Origin of the sequence: Psychrobacter sp. YP14 (assembly GCF_003209315.1) — a bacterium.
Lineage (GTDB): Bacteria > Pseudomonadota > Gammaproteobacteria > Pseudomonadales > Moraxellaceae > Psychrobacter > Psychrobacter raelei.
On the sequence record NZ_CP029789.1, the window covers coordinates 873,528 to 893,109 of the forward strand.

Consider the following 19,582-nt stretch of genomic DNA (forward strand, 5'->3'; position numbering starts at 1 on the left):
ATCAACAATAGCGTCACTCAAAATGCCTCGAAATACGACATATTATAGCCGTGGCAAAGCCAATTTCAGCCAAATAACATTCAAATAACATCTAAATAATAACCCTATGAGAGATTCTTTATGAGCAATACTGTGCATACCCAGTCTAACAAAGCGGCTAAAAGCAGTGGCGTACTGTTTAAGCTTTTGTTTTTACTATTAATTATTTTAATAAGTGTCTTGTTATGGCAGCGGTTTCATCAAGACAGCGCCCCCAAGATTCAGACTGTAAGCCGTGACGGGGTGGTGAGTAAGATTCAACAGCTCAACCGTCTTGAGACCGTGGCTTATAATGTCGATACGGTGATTACCAGTGAGCAGCCAGGCAGTTGGCAACGCTTGTGGCAAGACCAGCAAAAGGGGCTGTTTATCGCGCGTGGCCGAGTGGTGGCGGGTGTGGATCTGAGCGAGCTTAGCCCAGAGATGGTACAGGTGAGTGATCCAAGTGCAGAACAAATCGCCAAAGCTCAGGCCACTGCCGAGGCACAAGGCAATAGCGATGTGCCCATTACCTTAATGCCCAATATCATGATTACCTTGCCACCGGCTCAGATATTCACCGTGTACTTAGATGACATTGATGTTTATGATTGGAAATCAGGCGGCTTATTCGGCATGATAAAAGCAGAGCCTGAGATTTTGGCACAAGCTCAAGCCAGCGCCAAGGCCGAGGTGCTAAAGCGCGCCTGTGCTGATGGGGTAATGCAGCAAGCTGAAGACAATGCCAAAAAAGAGATGCAGCAGTTATTTTCTATGACCGGTGCTGATGTTAGTGTGACCACTCAAGGTGCCGGTGCCTGTCAGCCGATGCAGTAGTTGACACTTATAACCTTAGTTAGCCACGAGCCTTAAACTGCTCAATGGCATAACGGCGCGCTTGTTTGTGTTCTACCATAGGTAGAGGGTAGTTAACATGAGCAAACGCGCCTTGTTTGCTAAGGGCTTTACGCAGTTTGTTTTCATCATGCAGTATATTAGCCGGTATGTCTTTAAGCTCAGGTAGCCAGCTTTTAATAAAAATGGCATCCTTATCATGCGTTTTGGCTTGGCTAAACGGGTTCATGATACGAAAGTAGGGCGCTGCATCGGTGCCTGTTGAAGCGCTCCATTGCCAGCCGCCATTGTTAGACGCAAAGTCTGCATCAATCAGATTTTGCATAAAATAACGCTCGCCTAAGCGCCAATCAATAAACAAATCTTTGGTCAAAAACATCGCAGTCACCATACGCAGTCGATTGTGCATAAAGCCAGTTTGATTCAGGCAGCGCATGGCTGCATCGATAAGCGGCACCCCTGTCATCCCTTGACACCACGCTTGAAAGTCATCGTTATCGTATGACCAGTTTAGCTTATTGTCAGTGTCCTTTTTATAAGCAGCGCCTTTGACGATGTCAGGTCTATCGACAATCACATGACGATAAAAGTCACGCCAAGCCAGCTCACTTATCCAGCGCTCGACATCACTTTTGCTGTTATTCTCAAATATTTCAAGCTCTGATTCACTGTCTGCAAGATTTTCGTCTGCAAAGCTTTTAGATTCTAGTCTTGCGTCGGCGGTTAGATAGCATAAGCGCGGGCTAATCATTCCTAGCGTTAGATAGGCTGACAGCTGACTGGTGCCCATCAAGGCAGGCTGATCACGCGTTATGCCATATTCTTCAATGTCTTGTTGCACAAAGCCATTTAGCCGGTCTATCGCGGCTTGCTCACCGGCAGGGTAGGCCGCTCTAGCTGACTCAAGTATCGGTATCGTTTCAGCATTATTCTCTGAGAGCTGATAATGGGATGTAAAGCGCTGTAGTACAGATTGATGACTGTCTTTTATAGATTGCATCGAGCTGGTATGTTGAGTGCTGCTTGTATCTGTCGAAGCTTGATTGATGTTTAAGTCGGTTAATTTCTGTTTGATATCACCCTCAGCTAAGCTGTTAGTATCATACAAAACAGGGGGGCTTATCTCTAATGTCTGCTGCCATTTTTTATAAAATGGGGTGAAGACTTTATACAGGGTATCATCACCGGTTTTGATGGTATTGGGCGGCAAGATACATTGGTCGTGGTATTGATTAAATTTAATATTAAGTTTAGACAGCCGCTTTGCTAATGCGGTATCACGCTGCTGCTCATTGACTTCATACTCATAGTTACAGCCCACATGGGTAATATGATTGTCGACACAAAAAGCTTCGATAACATCAATACTATCTGAATACGACTCAGCTTGTAATACCGATAGCTTCATACCTAGCTTATGATTTAAGTCATTTGTTAAATGCGTCAGGGTACGCATCATCAAGTCAACCTGTGAGATAGACATGTCATGAGCAAGCCACTGCTTTGGGGTCATCACAAACACAGCTTGAAGACAGGACTCTGTGTGTTGTGAGGCTTGCACAACTTGATCTAGCAAAAGCGTCAATGCGGTATTGTCATGCAAGCGTAGGTCACGACGAAACCACATAAGCGCCGATACTTTATAAGAGTGAGACATGTTTTTATCCTTGATATTGTGTGGTGCGCAAGTGGAGAGGCGATAGTGGCAATAGCACAGTCATGGCACAGAATTTAAGCTCAAATTTTGACTGTCTAAGCAGTAACAGAGGGCGTGATAATCGCTATGAAAAGTATGATAGGATAAGTGAGTGATAAAAACCGTTTAATCACGTTAAGAAAACAAGTATATTAAGTCAATTAAGTCTGTTAAATCAATTCAACCTACTAATGAATAAAAGATCATCAATTGACTAAAGCAGATAAATCAATGAGGGCGCGATGCAGATAAAGTTTTGCGGATTTACCCAAATACAAGATGTTAAGCAAGCAGTGGCAGTTGGCGCTGATGCTTTGGGTTTTGTGTTTTATCCGCCAAGCCCTCGAGCAGTGACCGCCATGCAGGCAAGTGAGCTGATGCAGCATATCCCTGCTTTTGTTAGTGTGGTGGCATTGGTTGTCAATATGAATAAAGACGCGCTGATTGAGCTTGCTAATACTGCTACTTTTGATGTGATTCAGTTTCATGGTGATGAGACGCCAGAGCAGTGTCAGTCACTAGCCCAAGCTGTGAACAAACGCTGGATTAAAGCACTTCGTATTAATAAAGAGCAAGATACGCCTGACTCGATTCGAGCCCAGATTGGCGCCTTTGCACAAGCCGGTGCCAGCAGTATCTTACTTGATGCGTATCACAAACAGGCGTATGGCGGAACAGGGGAGCGCTTTGATTGGTCACTCATTCCAAAAGATGCTAGTTTGCCGATTATTTTGGCAGGCGGATTAACACCGCAGAATGTGGGTGAGGTTATTAATCAGAGTTTACCGATACAGGCTGTGGATGTAAGCGGTGGCATTGAGTCGGCAAAGGGTATCAAAGATGCGGGCAAGATGGCGGCCTTTGTTAGGGCGGTTCGTTAAACCTACTCAGTAAGCAACTACTCAGTAAGCAGCTAAGTAGTCAGTTAAATCAACCGTTTGCCTTTTATTGAGCTGTCTTAACTCAGGAGTAAGCCACTAAATGGTAAGTTACATTGAAATTAGACATATGGTCTTAGATAGCTTTTATTCATATTTGCTTGATAAACCTCAAGGTGCTAACGGTTATGAGTCTATTTTAGGATATACGCTATATGATTTTGAAACAGGGTTTTCAGATATAGAAGTCTTTATTATTGATTTTGTCGTCTATGTTCTGTGTCATGATTTTCCGGAATCACAAGATTTGGCTAAAACACTTAAAAAGTCATTATTAAAACGTATTGATTATGATTTTGCTGGATTTATTCGCCAAATTAAGCCTGGAATAGATGATAGAGAGGAGTTTTTAGCTGATGTGTATTCGATGGGTCTGATTTCTGAACAAAGAAGACAAGGTTTCAATAAATAGCGGTGCCAATGTACGTGTCAGGGCATTACCATCAAGGTCAAAAGACCGCAGATTATGGTTGACACGTGATGATGCTATGACGCTGAAATAGATTGTGATGACAAATAAAAAAACAGGCTATATTTAAAGCTATTACACTAGAGTATTAATTTAATAAATAATAAAACAGGGTGAGTGACGATTTATGAATAATTTTGAAAATGTTCCGCATAATGATCAAACGGACGACACAACAGTAGACTATAACCAGTATCCCGATGCCAGTGGTCACTTTGGTATCCATGGCGGCCGCTTCGTATCAGAGACCCTTATGGCGGCACTAGAGGAGCTTGAGACCTTATATTATCAAGTCAAACAAGACCCTGCATTTTGGCAGGAGTACCACAATGACTTAGTCAATTATGTGGGTCGTCCAACGCCGCTTTATCATGCCAAGCGTTTGAGTGATGAGATTGGCGGCGCGCAGATTTATTTTAAGCGTGAAGATTTAAACCACACCGGCGCGCACAAAGTAAACAACACCATCGGTCAGGCGCTACTGGCTAAGATGAGCGGCAAAAAACGTATTATTGCCGAGACCGGTGCGGGTCAACATGGCGTGGCAACAGCGACGATTGCAGCACGGTTAGGACTTGAGTGTATTATTTATATGGGCGCAGATGACGTCGAGCGTCAAAAAATGAACGTGTATCGTATGCGTCTGCTTGGGGCTAAAGTGGTGGCGGTTGAGTCTGGTTCACGGACGCTAAAAGATGCGATGAACGAGGCGATGCGTGATTGGGTGACCAATGTTGATACCACTTATTATATTATTGGGACGGTTGCCGGCCCGCATCCATATCCACTATTGGTGCGTGATTTTCAGGCCATCATTGGTAAAGAGGCGCGTCTGCAGCATCTAGAGAAAACCGGCAAACTGCCTGATGCACTTGTCGCCTGTGTGGGCGGCGGATCCAATGCTATTGGTCTGTTCTATGAGTTCTTAAATGATACCGATGTCAAAATGTATGGCGTAGAGGCCACAGGTGATGGTATCGAAACCGGCCGTCACTCAGCGCCGCTAGCGGCAGGCCGCGTCGGGGTGTTGCATGGCAATCGCACTTATCTGATGGCCGATGATGACGGTCAGATCCTAGAGACGCATTCAATCTCAGCAGGCCTTGATTATCCGGGCGTGGGCCCTGAGCACAGCTTCTTAAAAGATGTGAAGCGGGTAGAGTATGTGGGCTGTACTGATAAAGAGGCGCTACATGGTTTTCATGAAGTGACCCGAAAAGAAGGTATTATTCCGGCGCTTGAGTCCTCGCACGCGGTCGCTTATGCCTTACAGCTTGCCAAAACCATGAGTCCTGAGCAGAGCATCATCGTCAATATGTCAGGCCGTGGTGATAAGGATTTGCACTCGGTAATGAAGGCTGAAGGCATTGAGCTTTAAGCCAATTATTTAATACAGCGGGCGTGTTATAGGCCCGCAGCAGTTATCACCTTATATGTTAAGAGACCATCATGACTCGAATTGAAAGCACCTTTGAGACCTTAAAAGCGCAAAACAAAAAAGCCCTAATCCCTTATGTTATGGCCGGTGACCCTTCCCCAAATAGCTTCGTGGACTTACTGCATGATTTAGTAAAACATGGGGCCGATATGATTGAAGTGGGATTGCCATTTTCAGACCCAATGGCGGATGGCCCGACTGTGGCATTGGCTGGTGAGCGCGCCTTAGCAGGCGGTACCAGTACCCATCAGGCGCTGGCTATGGTCAAAAAATTCCGTGAACAAGACATCAGCACGCCCATTATCTTAATGGGTTATCTCAATCCGATTGAGATTATCGGTTATGAGGCCTTTATTGCCTTGTGTCACGAATCAGGGGTCGATGGGGTGTTGGTCGTGGATCTACCGCCTGCTGAATCAGGTAATTTTGTTGAGCGCTTGGCGGCCCATGATATAAATAAGATTTTCTTATTATCACCGACCACCTTGCCTGAGCGCCGTAAGCAAGTAATGACCCACTGCGGCGGCTATATTTATTATGTATCGCTTAAAGGGGTGACCGGCTCAGCAAGCTTAGATACCCAAGCGGTCGGTGAGCAGGTGCAGGCCATCAAGCAAGAAACCAATTTACCCATCTGTGTCGGCTTTGGTATCCGCGATGGGCAGTCTGCTGCGGCCATTGGTCAGTATGCAGATGGGGTGATTGTGGGCAGTGAGCTGGTGAAGAACTTTAGCGGACTGAGCCACACTTCACGTGCTGAGGATATTGCCACTGCTCAAGCCAACATAATGACCAAAATGGATGAACTGCGTCAAGCGTTAGACGCCCTAAGTGCTTAATGATAACCGCTAAACCTCTTTGAGCGCCAAACCGCTAAGTGTTTGGCGTTATTTACGCCATTTGAAAACCTGATATTTGTTGAGATTTTGTTGACGTTATACTTGATTGTATCAAGGTTAACGGTATACTGCTTGAGGGTAAAACCCTCTTTCTTTTTTTAAACCTTTTTATAACTACATCAGATTTATCTATGACAAAAAATAATAATGACCTATCTAACAGCTCGTCTAACCCTCCCTCTAATAGACCTGTGGCCGGCAAGGAAGCTGAGTTAGAAATTCAACGTGAAATCCATGCCGCTCAATCGGGTCAAAGTGAGTCTTGGCTGTCGCGACCTATACCTACCGTTAAGCGCAATAGTCTGCCGCAATTGACCGCAGTAGAGACTGAGCCCTCCACTGAGTGCCCACAGTGTCACTCGATGATTACCAATACAGCACTTATTTTTAATGCTTATGTGTGTCCTCACTGTGACCATCATTTGGCCATGACTGCCCGTGAGCGTTTGACTGGCTTTTTGGATCATGTAGAGGCCGAATTGGGTCAAGAGTTTAGTGCCAGTGACCCTTTGAAGTTTGTGGACAGTAAGCCCTATCCACAGCGCATGGAACAAATGCAAACAAAAACTGGGGAAACCGAAGCGCTCATCGTGTTACAAGGTAAGCTGCGTGATATGGATGTGGTGGCTTGTGCCTTTGATTTTCGCTTTATGGGCGGCTCGATGGGCTCGGTAGTGGGCGATAGATTCGTACAAGCGGCTGAAGTGGCGTTGACCAATAAAGCCCCACTGATTTGTTTTGCCGCCTCTGGCGGGGCACGCATGCAAGAAGGCGTACTGTCTTTAATGCAAATGGCGCGTACTTCTGCGGCCATTGAGCGCTTACGCTTAGCCGGTATTCCTTATATCGTGGTATTGACCAACCCAGTTTATGGCGGCGTAACGGCCTCCTTAGCCATGTTAGGTGACATTCATATCGCTGAGCCTAAGGCTATGATTGGTTTTGCTGGTAAGCGAGTGATTGAGCAAACCGTACGTGAGACGCTAGAGGAGCCATTCCAGCGTGCAGAGTACTTGCTTGAGCATGGGGTCATTGATCAGGTGGTACATCGCCATCAGATGAATGACACTGTATATCGCCTATTGGCTAAGCTGACCCACGTGTAAGCTTAGTCAAGTTAGATAGCTTATATGGATGTGTGATATAAGTTATTTAGCACCTAGGATTGTATTCTTATAAGCAGCCCTTAAACGCTAAGGGTTGCTTATCTATTTTTGAGCGAAGAGATATTGTGAGCATACCCTCTATGACCCCACAAATTAACGATGTTAATGCACCCACGTTGACCAGTCCTTTGTCAGATTGGATTTATTATATGCAGCAAATCCATGTATCCGCCATTGATATGGGTTTGTCTCGAGTGCTGCCTGTCGCTGAGCGATTGGGCTTGGTAAAGTCTGCCAAAGAAGATGCCTATGTTTTTATGGTTGCAGGTACCAATGGCAAGGGCTCAACAACTGCGGTTATTAGCGCAGTGTGTCAGCAGGCCGGCTACAAAACCGCGCTTTATCAATCGCCGCATTTAATTGATTTTAATGAGCGGGTGCGTATTGATGGCAAGCCAGTTGGTGACCAAGTACTTATCGATGCGTTTTATCAAGTTGAGCAGGCGCGGCTGGCTTGTGATTTGACCTTGTCATTTTTTGAGATGACCACGCTTGCAGCCATGCTCATTTTTGCCGAGGCCCATTGCGATGTTTGGGTATTAGAGGTGGGACTAGGTGGCCGCTTAGATGTGGTGAATATTATTGATGCTGATTTGGCTGTGATTACCAATATTGGTATTGACCATGTGGACTGGCTGGGGGATACGCGTGAGAAGATTGGCTTTGAAAAAGCAGGTATCTTGCGTGAGGGCGTGCCGCTCATCTACGGTGAGACAGACATGCCGCACTCGGTGCGCAGTCAAGTTGAGGCCTTAAATTGTCCTTGTTTTCAGGTGGGCAAAGACTATGATTTTATCTTGCCAGACTCAGGCCGGTCTGGCTTATCACAGTCAGACTTAGAGGCGCACTGGCAGTTTAGTGGTGCTGCTGTGACTATGCAATTGCCTATACCCAAGCTGTCATTGGTAAATACTACCAATGCCGTGGCGGCACTTTTAGCCTCTCCATTAAAAATTGAGGCGGCAGATATTGAGGCGGCATTAGCAAAAGTTACCTTAGCTGGCCGCTTCGATGCTCGCGACTTGCTGGGTCGTCATTGGTTATTTGATGTGGCTCATAATGAGCGTGGTATGAGCTTTTTACTCAGTCAGTTTGTGCCTTTGTGGCAGCAACATAAAGCCCGTTATCCTACGGCTAAGTTGCATTTGGTGTTCTCTATGCTGGCTGATAAAGACATCAGCCATGTGGTCGAATTACTGGTTAACTCAAACCTACCGATTCACACTTGGCATCTGGCTGAGATTGACCATCCGCGGGCAGCACATGTTTCTGAGCTTATTGACGTGCTCAAGCAGCATCAGCAAAGCGCCATTATTACCTATGAGCGTTTGTCCGTTATTGGTGAAGCAGTTGCCGCAACCACTTATCCTGAAGATCTTATCTTGGTTTGTGGATCTTTTCACACCATAGGAGAGGTGCTACAGCCCTTGGTATAATATCGATAAGTTATGAGTCACTCACAAAAGCGCAGCGCGTCATATAGGCACTGCGCTTTTTTTATCTCCTTAATATCTTAACTATTTATTCCTATTAAATTTCGAAATTAATTTAGAAACAGTTTATAAAATAACTAATATGTGTTGATATAATGTAGTAGTATTGAATTGTTGTGTAAAATAAGTAGGGCTTAAGAGTCGGGGCTTATTACGCGACAGTTTTATCCTAAGCATGCCCGCTTGCATCGCTTTATCTTCCAACCAATAAGTTAATACACTATGATGTTCAGTCCGCATAAATACAAAAAAAAATTGTTGGTCGCCTTGTTATTAGTCACCGGATCAAGCTGGTCAGCTCATGCCAATACGGTCATCACGGATGTTCAAATTAACTCATTAATTGCTCAAGCTATTGACACCCACCCTTTGGTAGGATCAGCTCGAGCTGAGCAACAGGCGACCCTCGAAGGTATTAATGCCGCCAAGCTTAACCTGCTACCCACACCCAGCTTCTCAACGGGTTACAATACCGATGATGATTTGGTCTCTGAAGTGGGTATACGCCAGCCACTATGGACCGGGGGGCGCTTAACTGCCAACGTTAACCAAGCAATTTTTGATGACAAAGCGGCAGTTGAAAATATTTATGAGCAGCAAAACCAAGTGGCCAAAACCACCATTGAGGCTTGGCAAACTTACATTAATGCAGTGGCCCAGCAGCGTGTCTATCTCCAAAATATCACCCAATTACGTAATTTTGAGGCGATGATGCAGCGCCGAGTCAATCAAGGGGTCTCAGCGCGTATTGAACTTGACTTAGTCACCAACCGTATTTTGCAAGAAACCAATGCCTATGAAGCCGCGCAGGAACAGCAGCGTATTGCAGAGGCGCGCCTACAGCAGATTACAGGTCATCCGCTGCCACCTGGCAGTGAGCACAGCATTCCACCGCTTAACACCTTGGTTGAGCAGGCCAAAGCGGCCTCGGCAGGCTTTGAAAAAATGGCATTTAATGATGCCAGCTTCTACAACCCATCCGTGGTAAAAGAAATCTTCCAGATTGAGTCGGCCAAACAAGAGGTTAAGGCACAAAACGCCTCAAAATACCCGACCGTGTATGCCGAATATAAGCACACTTATGATTATGATAACAAAGAGGATGATGGGCAGTTTTATGTGGGCTTAAACTATCAGCCTGGAGCCGGGTTTTCAAACTTTGCCTTAACGCGCGCCTCTGAAGCACGTGTAAATAGCTTGGTACAAAATAAAGAAGCCGCGCAGCGTAATGTGATGGAAAATATCCAAGTACAGTATCAGCAGTTTGCCAGTGCACGGAGCCGTGAGTTGTCTTTGGTATCGGCAGTAGCGGGTGCCCAAATTGTACTTGATTCCTACCAGCGCCAGTTTATCGCCGGTCGAAAATCCTGGCTTGAGGTCCTAAATGCTGTGCGTGAACTCAGTGATTATCAGATTCGCTTAGTCCAGACCCGATCAGATATTCTGGGTGCATTTTATAAGCTACAAGTGGATTTTAGCTTGATGCCTTGGCAGACTTTTGCCAAAAATCGTCAACCGGTAAAAATGTTTAAAGTCAGCGATCCGGTTAAAGACTGGATGAACACTCAAAACATCACTACCCCACAGTCCCAAAAATTCGGCTACGGTCAACCGACAGTGGTTAATGCCGGCCAGCCCGATGAGTATATTCAAATTACCTTGCCGGCTGATGCTCAGCATCAACTCAATCAAGGTGGCTATATTGTACTCAATGACAGTCGTTTATTGGATGAGCCTACGTTCACTGATAAAACCGTGCAAAATGACCCAAGTCCGCCGGATTCAATGAGGGTAGATACCGACTCTAATGCCAACTCCGGCAATTAACAGCAATGTCTGCTCGCATTTTTTAAGATAATAATTTTTTTATAAGTGGTCATTATGAGTACTAATCAAAATCCAGAAAACAATCTAGGCCCCAAAAGCTCGGGAGCGTCACCGGACCATACAGATGGCTTGGGTGAGTTGGTCAGTAGTGACCAGCAGTTAACCACTGCCCAGTCTTTGGCCGATGCACTCAAACATATTTTAAGCCAGCAAGGCTATCCGGTAGACAATATCCGTTTGCAAGATGTTATTAGAAAGCATGATACCTCTCGGGCGATAGAGCAGGGCAGAGGCATCAATACCTTAGGCGGTATTGTCGAGGTGCTCAGAGGTCTAGGTATTGAAGAGTCTCCAGAGATTTTACAGCAGCCAGATGCAGCATTTTTACCGCTTCTGGCGTATCACATCAGATATGGCTGGGGAGTTATTGACGGTAAGAGCCCACAAGGGTCTTGGAATCTACGCCAAGAGGCTTTTACCCATCCGGCAAGCTTAGATGAAGTCAAACTGGTTTTACGCCTGCGTCTAAAAGAAAATCATATCAAAAAGCGCAACGCCAACTTTAGTGATTTACTAAAAAAGGATTTGTTTCGTTACAAAGGCGTCGTGATAGAAGCCGTTATCGCCTCCTTCTTAATTAACTTCTTAGCGTTAGCGGTGTCTTTATTCTCAATGCAAGTGTATGACCGAGTCATTCCGACCCGAAGTCAATATACGCTGATTATCTTAGCCAGTGGTGTGGCACTGATTATTATCTTTGAATCTTTCATGAAATTTGCACGCTCTAAAATCATGGATAAGGTGGTGGTAGGGCTCGATCAGTATTTATCACGTGAAGTGTTTCAGCGTCTGCTCCGAGTGCGTATCGACCAAATGCCAGGCTCAGTAGGCTCTATGGCGGCACAGTTAAGGGGCTATGAGCAGGTACGTAGCTTTTTTACGGCCAGTACTCTATTTGGTCTGGTTGATTTACCTATGACCATATTATTTATCACGTTGATTGCTTATATTGGCTCACCTTTGGTGGCATTGGTGCCTATTATTGCCGCTATTATTGCCGTTACTATGGGATTAACAGCACGCAAACGTATTGATGCCATTGCCGCTGAAGGTGCTTCTGCCTCCTACTACAAAACCGGTCTATTGGTTGAAACGGTAGAAGGGGTTGAAACCATTAAAGCAGGGGCGGGTAGCTGGAAGTTTTTATCGCGGTGGCTTGATGTGATGAACATCACCATCAAAAACGATTTAAACATGAAACACGCCAATGATAATTTAAGTTATTTTGCGCAGATGCTGCAGCAGTTTAGTTATGTGGGTATTGTGATTGTCGGCTCTTTTGTGGTGATGAGCGGTGATATGACAATGGGTGGCCTAATTGCCTGTTCTATCTTGGGCGGGCGTGTATTGGCACCGGTTATGGCCATTCCAAACTTATTGGTACAGTACTCGCATGCCAAGGCTGCAAAAAGCATGATTGAGTCTATCTTTGCGCTAGAGCAAGATAACCATGGGGTAAATTATCCGTTGTCTCCTACCAAAATCCGTGGCCATTATCAGTGTGATGACTTGGTATTTAATTACACCGGTAATGATCGTCCTGCTGTGAGTGTCAAAAGGCTGGTCATTCAGCCTGGGGAGCGTATCGCTATTTTAGGCCCCATTGGTTCAGGCAAATCTACTTTATTAAAACTGCTCTCAGGTCTATACGCACCCACCTCAGGACGTATCTTGTTAGATGGATTAGATATTCAGCAAATTAGCCGTGAATCGCTGAGCGAGCAGGTAGGCTACTTACAACAAGATCACCGCTTGTTCCAAGGCACACTGCGTGAAAACTTACTTATCGGTATGCCTGCACCCAATGATGATGTGCTCCATGATGCGCTGCAAAAGACAGGACTGATTAATCTGGTATCGAACCACTCAAGCGGCTTGGATTTGCCGATTAGTGAAGGCGGCCGAGGTCTGTCCGGTGGTCAAAAGCAGCTGGTGGCCTTCACGCGTTTGCTACTTACTAAGCCATCAGTGTTATTAATTGATGAGCCGACCGCTTCTATGGATAACCGTCAAGAACAGCGCTGCTTGCAGGTACTGCGCCATGAGCTGCAGCAAGGTCAGACTTTGGTGGTATCGACTCATAAAACAGCGCTACTTGACTTGGTAGATCGCATTATCATTATGGACAACCATCAGATTGTGATGGATGGGCCAAAAGAGGCCGTGCTTAAACAGTTGATGCAAAATGAGCAAGCCAAACGCCAAGGCAGTAATGAGCAAATTACTCAGCAGCAAGCGCCAAGAGCCGCCATACAGGCTACGGCAAAAGGCCCTAATTCGCCCCAGCCAGGAACGCCGCCGAACGCCCCTCAGTCTCAAGATCCTGCAGGTCAGCCGCAACATCCAAAGCCAGCGGTTGATGATATAAATGCCGCCAATAGCGGACAAGCGCCAAGCCGTCCTGCCAATCAGCAGATTGTTATTAAACCGGCCTCTGAGATAAAAGCTACGCAGACGCCAAGTGCAGATGTTAACGCCACTACCAATCAATCACAGTCAACATCACAGATCAACCAAGCTGGCGCTGAAGACCAAAGAGCGGCATCAACAGCTGTTAAAAGTAGTATTGTCATTAACCCAAAATCTGAAGAGAAGTAGGCATGTCTGATTATCAATATACCCCCACTAAGCCCAAAGTTGGCGGTGCTCGCCTTAGTATCTGGATTGCCTTGATTGGTATCACGGTGTTATTGGTATGGGCTTATTTTGCAAAAATTGACCAAGTTACCCGTGCAAAGGCCACAGTAATAGCCAGTGCCCGTACTCAGGAGGTTCAAGCTTCAGATGGTGGCGTGTTAACTCAGATTTTGGTATCAGAAGGCGATGATGTCAAAAAAGGTCAGCTGCTTGTGGTATTAGAAGAGGAGCGTGCACAAGCCGCCTTTGACAGCTCGGCCTCTAAATCTGCAGCTTTAGAGGCTCAGTTAGCCCGTTTAAATGCTGAAATTTTTGATCGGCCTTTGAGATTTCCAGACAATGTACGCAAATACCCAGAATATGTAGAGAACCAAACTCAACTTTATAATCGTCGCAGACAGGCTATCAATGAAGAGGTTTCTTCCTTAGAGGATATGCTGGTGCTGGCACAAAAAGAGCTGGATATGAATGAGCCGTTATTGGCTTATGGAGACGTCAGTCAGGCAGATGTTATTAAGCTGCGTCGTCAAGTTGCTGATATTAAGGCACAAATTAATAACAAGCGTAACAAATACTTCGAAGATGCTCAGGCCGAAATGACCAAAGCGCAAGAAGATTTAGATGCAGAGCTAGAGCAGTTACGAGATCGCAGTCAAGTGCTACAAGAGAAGCGCCTGCTATCGCCTCAAGATGGTAAGGTGAATAATATTAACATCACCACCATCGGTGGTGTGGTTAAGCCAGGTGAGGTGATTATGGAGCTGCTCCCTACCAGTAGCGACTTGATTGTAGAGGCAAAGGTTAGCCCAGCAGATATCGCTTATGTTCAAGAAGGGCAGGTAGCTTCAGTAAAACTTGATGCCTATGACTTCTCAATCTTCGGGGCCATGCGTGGTACGGTTACCTATATTAGCCCAGATACCTTGCTAGAAAAAACCCCAAAAGGTGATGAGCCTTATTACCGAGTGCTGATTAAGATTGGTAAAGCTGAGTTTGCTGGCCGCGGCGATGAGATTGTCATCAAGCCCGGTATGACCGCCAGTGTGGATATAAAGGCCATGGAGCGCAGTGTATTGTCATACTTAACCAAACCCATTACCAAAACCTTATCTGAGGGGTTAGGTGAGCGCTAACCACCGCTTAGAGTTTCTGATTGTACTTGCTCATCTACGGTATCGTATCTGCGATACAGGCAGGTGAGTGAGTAGCATAAGAGGCGTGGACAAAGTTATTATCTGGCGGCTCATCTTCTTTGTTGTGGCAAAGCTTTTGAAATCATTTTATTTTTTTTGCAAAAAAAGTTTGACACGCTGTCTTAAATGTATATAATACACATCCACAGAGCGAGGGTGATTAGCTCAGTTGGTAGAGCGTCTGCCTTACACGCAGAATGTCGGCGGTTCGAATCCGTCATCACCCACCACTATATTAGTTAGTGTTTAAACTTACTAATCGACCTAAGCAGCGGTAGTTCAGTTGGTTAGAATACCGGCCTGTCACGCCGGGGGTCGCGGGTTCGAGTCCCGTCCGCTGCGCCATATTTTAAAACTTAGTTAACTTTTTTAGTTAAGCACAAAAGTTTCAACCTCAAGTATTTATACTTGAGGTTTTTTTGTGTCTAAAAAAAGGACATGCTAAACCTCACGTTTTGCTAGTTAATGGTCGCAGTGTAAGTTAAGGGCTCCGCACAATCTACTAGACCGCATTTAGTCGCCTAACAACATCTCTTATAAAATCAATAACAAAAAATAATGGTATCGCGGCTATGCATTCTCTATTCTATAAAACACATATAACATGCTAACCCCAATCTAATAACCCGATCTAATAACAAAATTCAAAAAATAAACCATAGGTGATGTATGCAGCATTTTTACCCTTTATATTTAGCCAATAAAGCCCACGAAGGCAGCGATGATGCGCTTGAAGTGATTAATAAATACAGTCAAGAGCCTGTCGCTGAGGTGGCCCGTGCCGATGAAGCACTATTAGAGGAGGCCATTGCCGCAGGGATTAAAGCAGTTCCTGAGATGCAAGCCTTAAAGCCTTATCAAAAGCAGCGTATTTTGCTGGACTGTGTGGCCAAGTTTACTCAAAGATTTGATGAATTTACTGAAGCGCTAATTGCCGAAGGCGGTAAGCCAGAAGCGGCGGCCAAAGCAGAAGTTAAGCGCTTAATTGCGACCTTTCAGTTCGCTGCAGATGCGGTCACCACTATGCCAGAAGGTGAGGTCATTCCCTTAGATGTGACCGAGGCCAGTGCCGGCTATCGCGGCTTTACCAAAAGAGTGCCTATCGGACTGTGTGGCTTTATTTCCCCCTTTAATTTTCCGTTAAACTTAGTGGCACATAAGATAGCGCCTGCCATTGCGGCCGGCTGTCCGTTTATCTTAAAGCCGGCCAGCTATACCCCCATTGGTGCTTTATTGATCGCTGAGGTGTTGGCGCAAACTGAGCTGCCTGAAGGGGCGTTTTCTATTATGCCCATGTCATCGAAGATAGCGGACAAATTAGTCACTGATGAGCGTATTAAGCTGCTCTCTTTTACCGGCTCTGATAAAGTGGGCTGGGATATGAAGGCGCGCGCCGGTAAGAAAAAAGTCGTGCTCGAGCTCGGCGGTAACGCGGCTGTGATGGTAGAGCCTGACGCAGATCTCGATAAGGCACTGCCACGGATTATCACTGGAGGCTATAGCCAGGCCGGTCAGGTCTGTATTAGTGTACAGCGGGTACTCATTCACCAAGATATTTATGCCTCTGTAAAAGATAAATTAGTTGAGCTTGCCAAACAAGTCAAATCAGGTGACCCCAGTGAGGCTGATGTGGTGGTAGGCCCTATGATTGATAAAGGAGAGCTTGAGCGTATTCAACAGTGGGTGAAAGAAGCGGTTGATGCTGGCGCGACCATCTTGTGCGGTGGTGAAACCAAGGGCTTGGTGATGGAGGCGACCATTCTTGAGAATGTCAGCCACGAGGCCAAGCTTTATAAAGATGAAGCCTTTGGTCCGGTGATGATTTTAGAGTCCTATGAGGACTTTGAAAAAGGGATGGCGCTGGCCAATGATACCCGTTTTGGCCTACAAGTGGGTGTGTACAGTAGCAATATCAATAAAGCCTTGCAGGCCTGGGATACCCTAGAGGCGGGCGGCGTGATTATCAATGATGTGCCCACTTTCCGAGTCGATAATATGCCTTATGGCGGGGTAAAAGACTCAGGCTTTGGTCGAGAAGGGGTGAAATATGCCTTAGAGGACATGACTGAGCTTAGATTGATGGTTGTTAAAGACTAAATCTATAGGCTTTAATGCTGATGCTTAAATGCGGTCAACACAAACAACAGCCCCATCAATAGATGGGGCTGTTGTTTATGAGGTTTGGCACTATTTAGTGCTGCGGAGCTTGGCGATAAATGAGATGTGATATCTTGTTTAGCGGCGACTTATCGTTAATTTATGGCTTGAGTCGATGCTACTGTGCCGGTATGAAACTTTAAAATCTGCCACAGCGCCTCTTCATTGGCCACAATATCAGCCAAAGTGTAGTTATCCATGACCTTCAAAAATGCCCCAGTGGCTTCCGCAAAAACAGACTTTAGCTTACAAACAGGGGTGATGGCGCAGTAATCTGCAGGCTTAGGTTGCGCTTTGCTCTTTGAGTTACTGCGGCTTTGGGCATCACAGCCGGGCGCAGGAAAACAGGGCACCACATGAAAATCAGGCTCAGTTTGGCGAATGACTTCTCCTAAGTTGATGTCTTGGGCGGCTTTGGCCAGACGAATACCGCCATTTTTGCCACGGATACTTTCAATATAGCCAATTTGCGCCAATTGATGAATGATTTTGGTCAAGTGGCTGCGCGAGATTTGGTAGCTGTTGGCAATATCCGTAATAGTGGCTAGGGTATTGCGGTCGGGAATGACCGCCAAATACATCAGTGTACGTAGAGCGTAGTCACTATAATTGGTGAGGCGCATTAATTTTACCCCTTAAGTTAACGTAAAGCAGCAGGATAACTTGTTTTGTCAGTGCCGCTGCGATAGCTGTTATAATTATGTTGGCGAATCTAAAATTATTCTAAAACCCTAAGCAAGGGGGCGATATGCTAAATTACCTATTAATTGCACATCTACTGGGTGCTACTGTCTGGACAGGCGGCCACTTAATCTTATCGTTGGTGATCTTGCCCCAAGCTTTACGTAATAAAGAGCTTGGCGCACTGATGGCCTTTGAAGCGCAGTTCGAAAAAATAGGTATGCCCGCTTTTGTATTACAGGCGCTCACCGGCGTAGCGATGATACATAAGATGCTACCAGATGTGTCAATGTGGTTTGATACCCGTAATGACATTGGCCTACTGGTCAGTATCAAGCTAACCTTACTATTGCTAACCCTATTGGTGGCGCTGCATGCCCGCTTTCGGGTCATTCCGCAATTAACTGCGGCGCGGCTTAACTTTTTTGCTCTGCATATCGTGGCGGTCACCTTGCTTGGTGTCTGTTTTGTGATAGTCGGCTCTTTATTTCGTACCGGTCTTGGCTAAGCAGCAGCTCTATTTACTCAATGGATGTGTCGTAATCACTAAGCTATTATACCTCTAATTGAGTATTGACTTCTATTACCCAAACAGTCCATCTTCTCTTTGCTTGGCCAGTATTGGCCAGTAGCTGATGCCAAACAGTACAAAGCAAGCTATCCAAGCACTTTGGGCCAGTATAACCCATGTTAAATAATACTCCAGTGCCACAAGGGGCATCACAACCCGAAAGATGAAGGCAAATACCATCAGGATAAAGATAAAGTTGACGGTCTTTGGCGGAGTATGAATGCTACGCCCTGTATGACCTAACGACACTCGAGACATCATCGACACCGTCATCATGCCAACACCTGATAAAGCCAAAGCGTGCACCGCAATGCTGTGCGCAAAGTTGAGCCAAGGCTGCACTGCAAATAAGACAAAGCTTAGGCACATGCCCAAAAAAGCCACAAATAGTGACCACAATAGCGGCTTTTGCCATATTCTAGGCTGATACCAGCCTATAAGACGGACACCATTAACCAAAGCCACCACAGCCGCTGAAATACTGATGAGATAAGGTTGAGGGTAGAAAATATCGGCCAACATAAATATTAAGAATGAGCCAAGACTGAGCCCATCTAGTAGTTTGCTGTTTTTTACCTTAACCTCTTGATCGCTATCGAAGCTTAAGCCACGTTCAATAAAAAATGGCACCACACGTCGGCCAATGGTGAGCACAATACCCATGACTAAATAGAGGCCCAAATAAATTCCGACTCGAAAATAGCTTTGTTCGCCACTAAAAATGCTCCAGTAGCAAAGCATATTACCTAAGGTAAGCAGCACAAGCTTTGAGACAATACCCATTTGTTTGTACTGCTTAACCGCAAGCACAGCCTTGATAACGGCATATGCACTAAGCAGCATAAATCCCATATCACCAACTATGGCTAGGGTGAGCCAGACAGTCTCATTACCTGCCAAGCCTACAGCTGACCAGCCAATACGCGCCAGCAACCAAAAGCCAAAGATGACGCCCAAGCGGTAGCCATAAGGCATCATTATGCCGGTCCAAGTCTTAACCGCAGTCAGCAAAAATCCAGCAATAATGGCCATGGCATAGCCATAGAGCATTTCATGGGCATGCCAATAAAGCGGATTAATATCTGCTGTCTGCATTGAGCTGTGGCCTGTGAACATAAGCATCCACAGCAGCATGGTAATAATGGCAAACACACTGCCACCAACAAAAAAAATGCGAAAGCCTAGGTTTAAAATAGCCAAAGGTGAGCTGGGACGTTGATTGGGAGATTGAATCTGAAGCATAGGGCGCCTCGTTAGGTGGAATTTCTCAAAGACAGCAGGCTAACACCAAAAAAATACAGTTATCTATGGGCAGATAAGGTGTAAACAACTGAAGCATTGAGCCATAATAACAAAAGATGTATTTATAATGAATGTTTTATTATAGCGGTTTATCTGCGCAATGGATAGCTGAAAATTTAAGCTTTGGATGGTTGCAAGATAAGCTTGGATCTAAGCTTGGAGTTAGGACAACATAAAAAAGA

Annotated in this window: 15 protein-coding genes and 2 tRNA genes; 14 read left to right on the plus strand and 3 right to left on the minus strand. The window is 45.6% G+C overall.

Features of this window, described 5'->3' with window-relative positions; all coding sequences use genetic code 11:
• Nucleotides 1-120: 120 nt before the first annotated feature.
• A complete protein-coding gene (locus tag DLE54_RS03755) occupies nt 121-855 on the plus strand; it encodes a DUF4230 domain-containing protein (RefSeq protein ID WP_110816303.1) in 735 nt (244 codons plus the stop codon).
• Between the two features lie 19 nt (nt 856-874).
• On the opposite strand, the gene DLE54_RS03760 is transcribed toward DLE54_RS03755, so the two are convergent.
• Nucleotides 875-2,530, minus strand: a complete 1,656-nt coding sequence (locus tag DLE54_RS03760) for a cryptochrome/photolyase family protein (protein ID WP_110816304.1) — start codon at nt 2,528-2,530, stop codon at nt 875-877.
• A 281-nt stretch (nt 2,531-2,811) separates the two neighbouring features.
• On the opposite strand from DLE54_RS03760, the gene DLE54_RS03765 reads away from it, so the two are divergent.
• The 12 genes from DLE54_RS03765 (at nt 2,812) to DLE54_RS03820 (ending at nt 16,786) form a co-directional block, all read left to right on the plus strand.
• Nucleotides 2,812-3,450 carry a phosphoribosylanthranilate isomerase gene (locus tag DLE54_RS03765; RefSeq protein WP_110816305.1) on the plus strand — a complete coding sequence of 213 codons (639 nt, stop codon included), beginning with the start codon at nt 2,812-2,814 and terminating at the stop codon, nt 3,448-3,450.
• 100 nt (nt 3,451-3,550) lie between these two features.
• A complete protein-coding gene (locus tag DLE54_RS03770) occupies nt 3,551-3,919 on the plus strand; it encodes a hypothetical protein (protein WP_110816306.1) in 369 nt (122 codons plus the stop codon).
• Nucleotides 3,920-4,103: 184 nt separating this feature from the next.
• Nucleotides 4,104-5,354, plus strand: coding sequence for a tryptophan synthase subunit beta (gene trpB, locus DLE54_RS03775; protein ID WP_110816307.1), 1,251 nt, complete (start codon nt 4,104-4,106; stop codon nt 5,352-5,354).
• A 71-nt stretch (nt 5,355-5,425) separates the two neighbouring features.
• A complete protein-coding gene (gene trpA / locus DLE54_RS03780; RefSeq protein ID WP_110816308.1) occupies nt 5,426-6,253 on the plus strand; it encodes a tryptophan synthase subunit alpha in 828 nt (275 codons plus the stop codon).
• A 191-nt stretch (nt 6,254-6,444) separates the two neighbouring features.
• Nucleotides 6,445-7,419 carry an acetyl-CoA carboxylase, carboxyltransferase subunit beta gene (gene accD, locus DLE54_RS03785; protein WP_227535515.1) on the plus strand — a complete coding sequence of 325 codons (975 nt, stop codon included), beginning with the start codon at nt 6,445-6,447 and terminating at the stop codon, nt 7,417-7,419.
• Nucleotides 7,420-7,559: 140 nt separating this feature from the next.
• Nucleotides 7,560-8,915: a bifunctional folylpolyglutamate synthase/dihydrofolate synthase gene (locus DLE54_RS03790; RefSeq protein WP_110816309.1), complete on the plus strand. Its 1,356-nt coding sequence runs from the start codon at nt 7,560-7,562 to the stop codon at nt 8,913-8,915.
• Between the two features lie 279 nt (nt 8,916-9,194).
• Complete coding sequence (locus DLE54_RS03795; protein WP_110816310.1) at nt 9,195-10,799, plus strand: TolC family protein; 1,605 nt, start codon at nt 9,195-9,197, stop codon at nt 10,797-10,799.
• Nucleotides 10,800-10,853: 54 nt separating this feature from the next.
• Entirely contained in the window at nt 10,854-13,457 is a 2,604-nt protein-coding gene (locus DLE54_RS03800) for a type I secretion system permease/ATPase (RefSeq protein ID WP_110816311.1), read from the plus strand.
• Nucleotides 13,458-13,459: 2 nt separating this feature from the next.
• On the plus strand, nt 13,460-14,629 hold the full coding sequence (locus tag DLE54_RS03805) for an HlyD family efflux transporter periplasmic adaptor subunit (RefSeq protein ID WP_011960036.1): 1,170 nt from the start codon (nt 13,460-13,462) through the stop codon (nt 14,627-14,629).
• A 214-nt stretch (nt 14,630-14,843) separates the two neighbouring features.
• Nucleotides 14,844-14,919: transfer RNA gene (locus DLE54_RS03810), tRNA-Val, on the plus strand.
• A 38-nt stretch (nt 14,920-14,957) separates the two neighbouring features.
• Nucleotides 14,958-15,034 (plus strand) — tRNA-Asp (locus tag DLE54_RS03815).
• Between the two features lie 324 nt (nt 15,035-15,358).
• Nucleotides 15,359-16,786 carry an aldehyde dehydrogenase family protein gene (locus DLE54_RS03820; protein ID WP_110816312.1) on the plus strand — a complete coding sequence of 476 codons (1,428 nt, stop codon included), beginning with the start codon at nt 15,359-15,361 and terminating at the stop codon, nt 16,784-16,786.
• Nucleotides 16,787-16,941: 155 nt separating this feature from the next.
• Here the strand turns inward: DLE54_RS03820 and DLE54_RS03825 are convergent, their stop codons facing one another.
• Nucleotides 16,942-17,469 carry an Rrf2 family transcriptional regulator gene (locus DLE54_RS03825; protein WP_011960038.1) on the minus strand — a complete coding sequence of 176 codons (528 nt, stop codon included), beginning with the start codon at nt 17,467-17,469 and terminating at the stop codon, nt 16,942-16,944.
• Between the two features lie 125 nt (nt 17,470-17,594).
• On the opposite strand from DLE54_RS03825, the gene DLE54_RS03830 reads away from it, so the two are divergent.
• On the plus strand, nt 17,595-18,035 hold the full coding sequence (locus DLE54_RS03830; protein WP_011960039.1) for a CopD family protein: 441 nt from the start codon (nt 17,595-17,597) through the stop codon (nt 18,033-18,035).
• A gap of 75 nt (nt 18,036-18,110) precedes the next feature.
• Here the strand turns inward: DLE54_RS03830 and DLE54_RS03835 are convergent, their stop codons facing one another.
• Complete coding sequence (locus DLE54_RS03835; RefSeq protein ID WP_011960040.1) at nt 18,111-19,340, minus strand: NnrS family protein; 1,230 nt, start codon at nt 19,338-19,340, stop codon at nt 18,111-18,113.
• Nucleotides 19,341-19,582 lie beyond the last annotated feature (242 nt).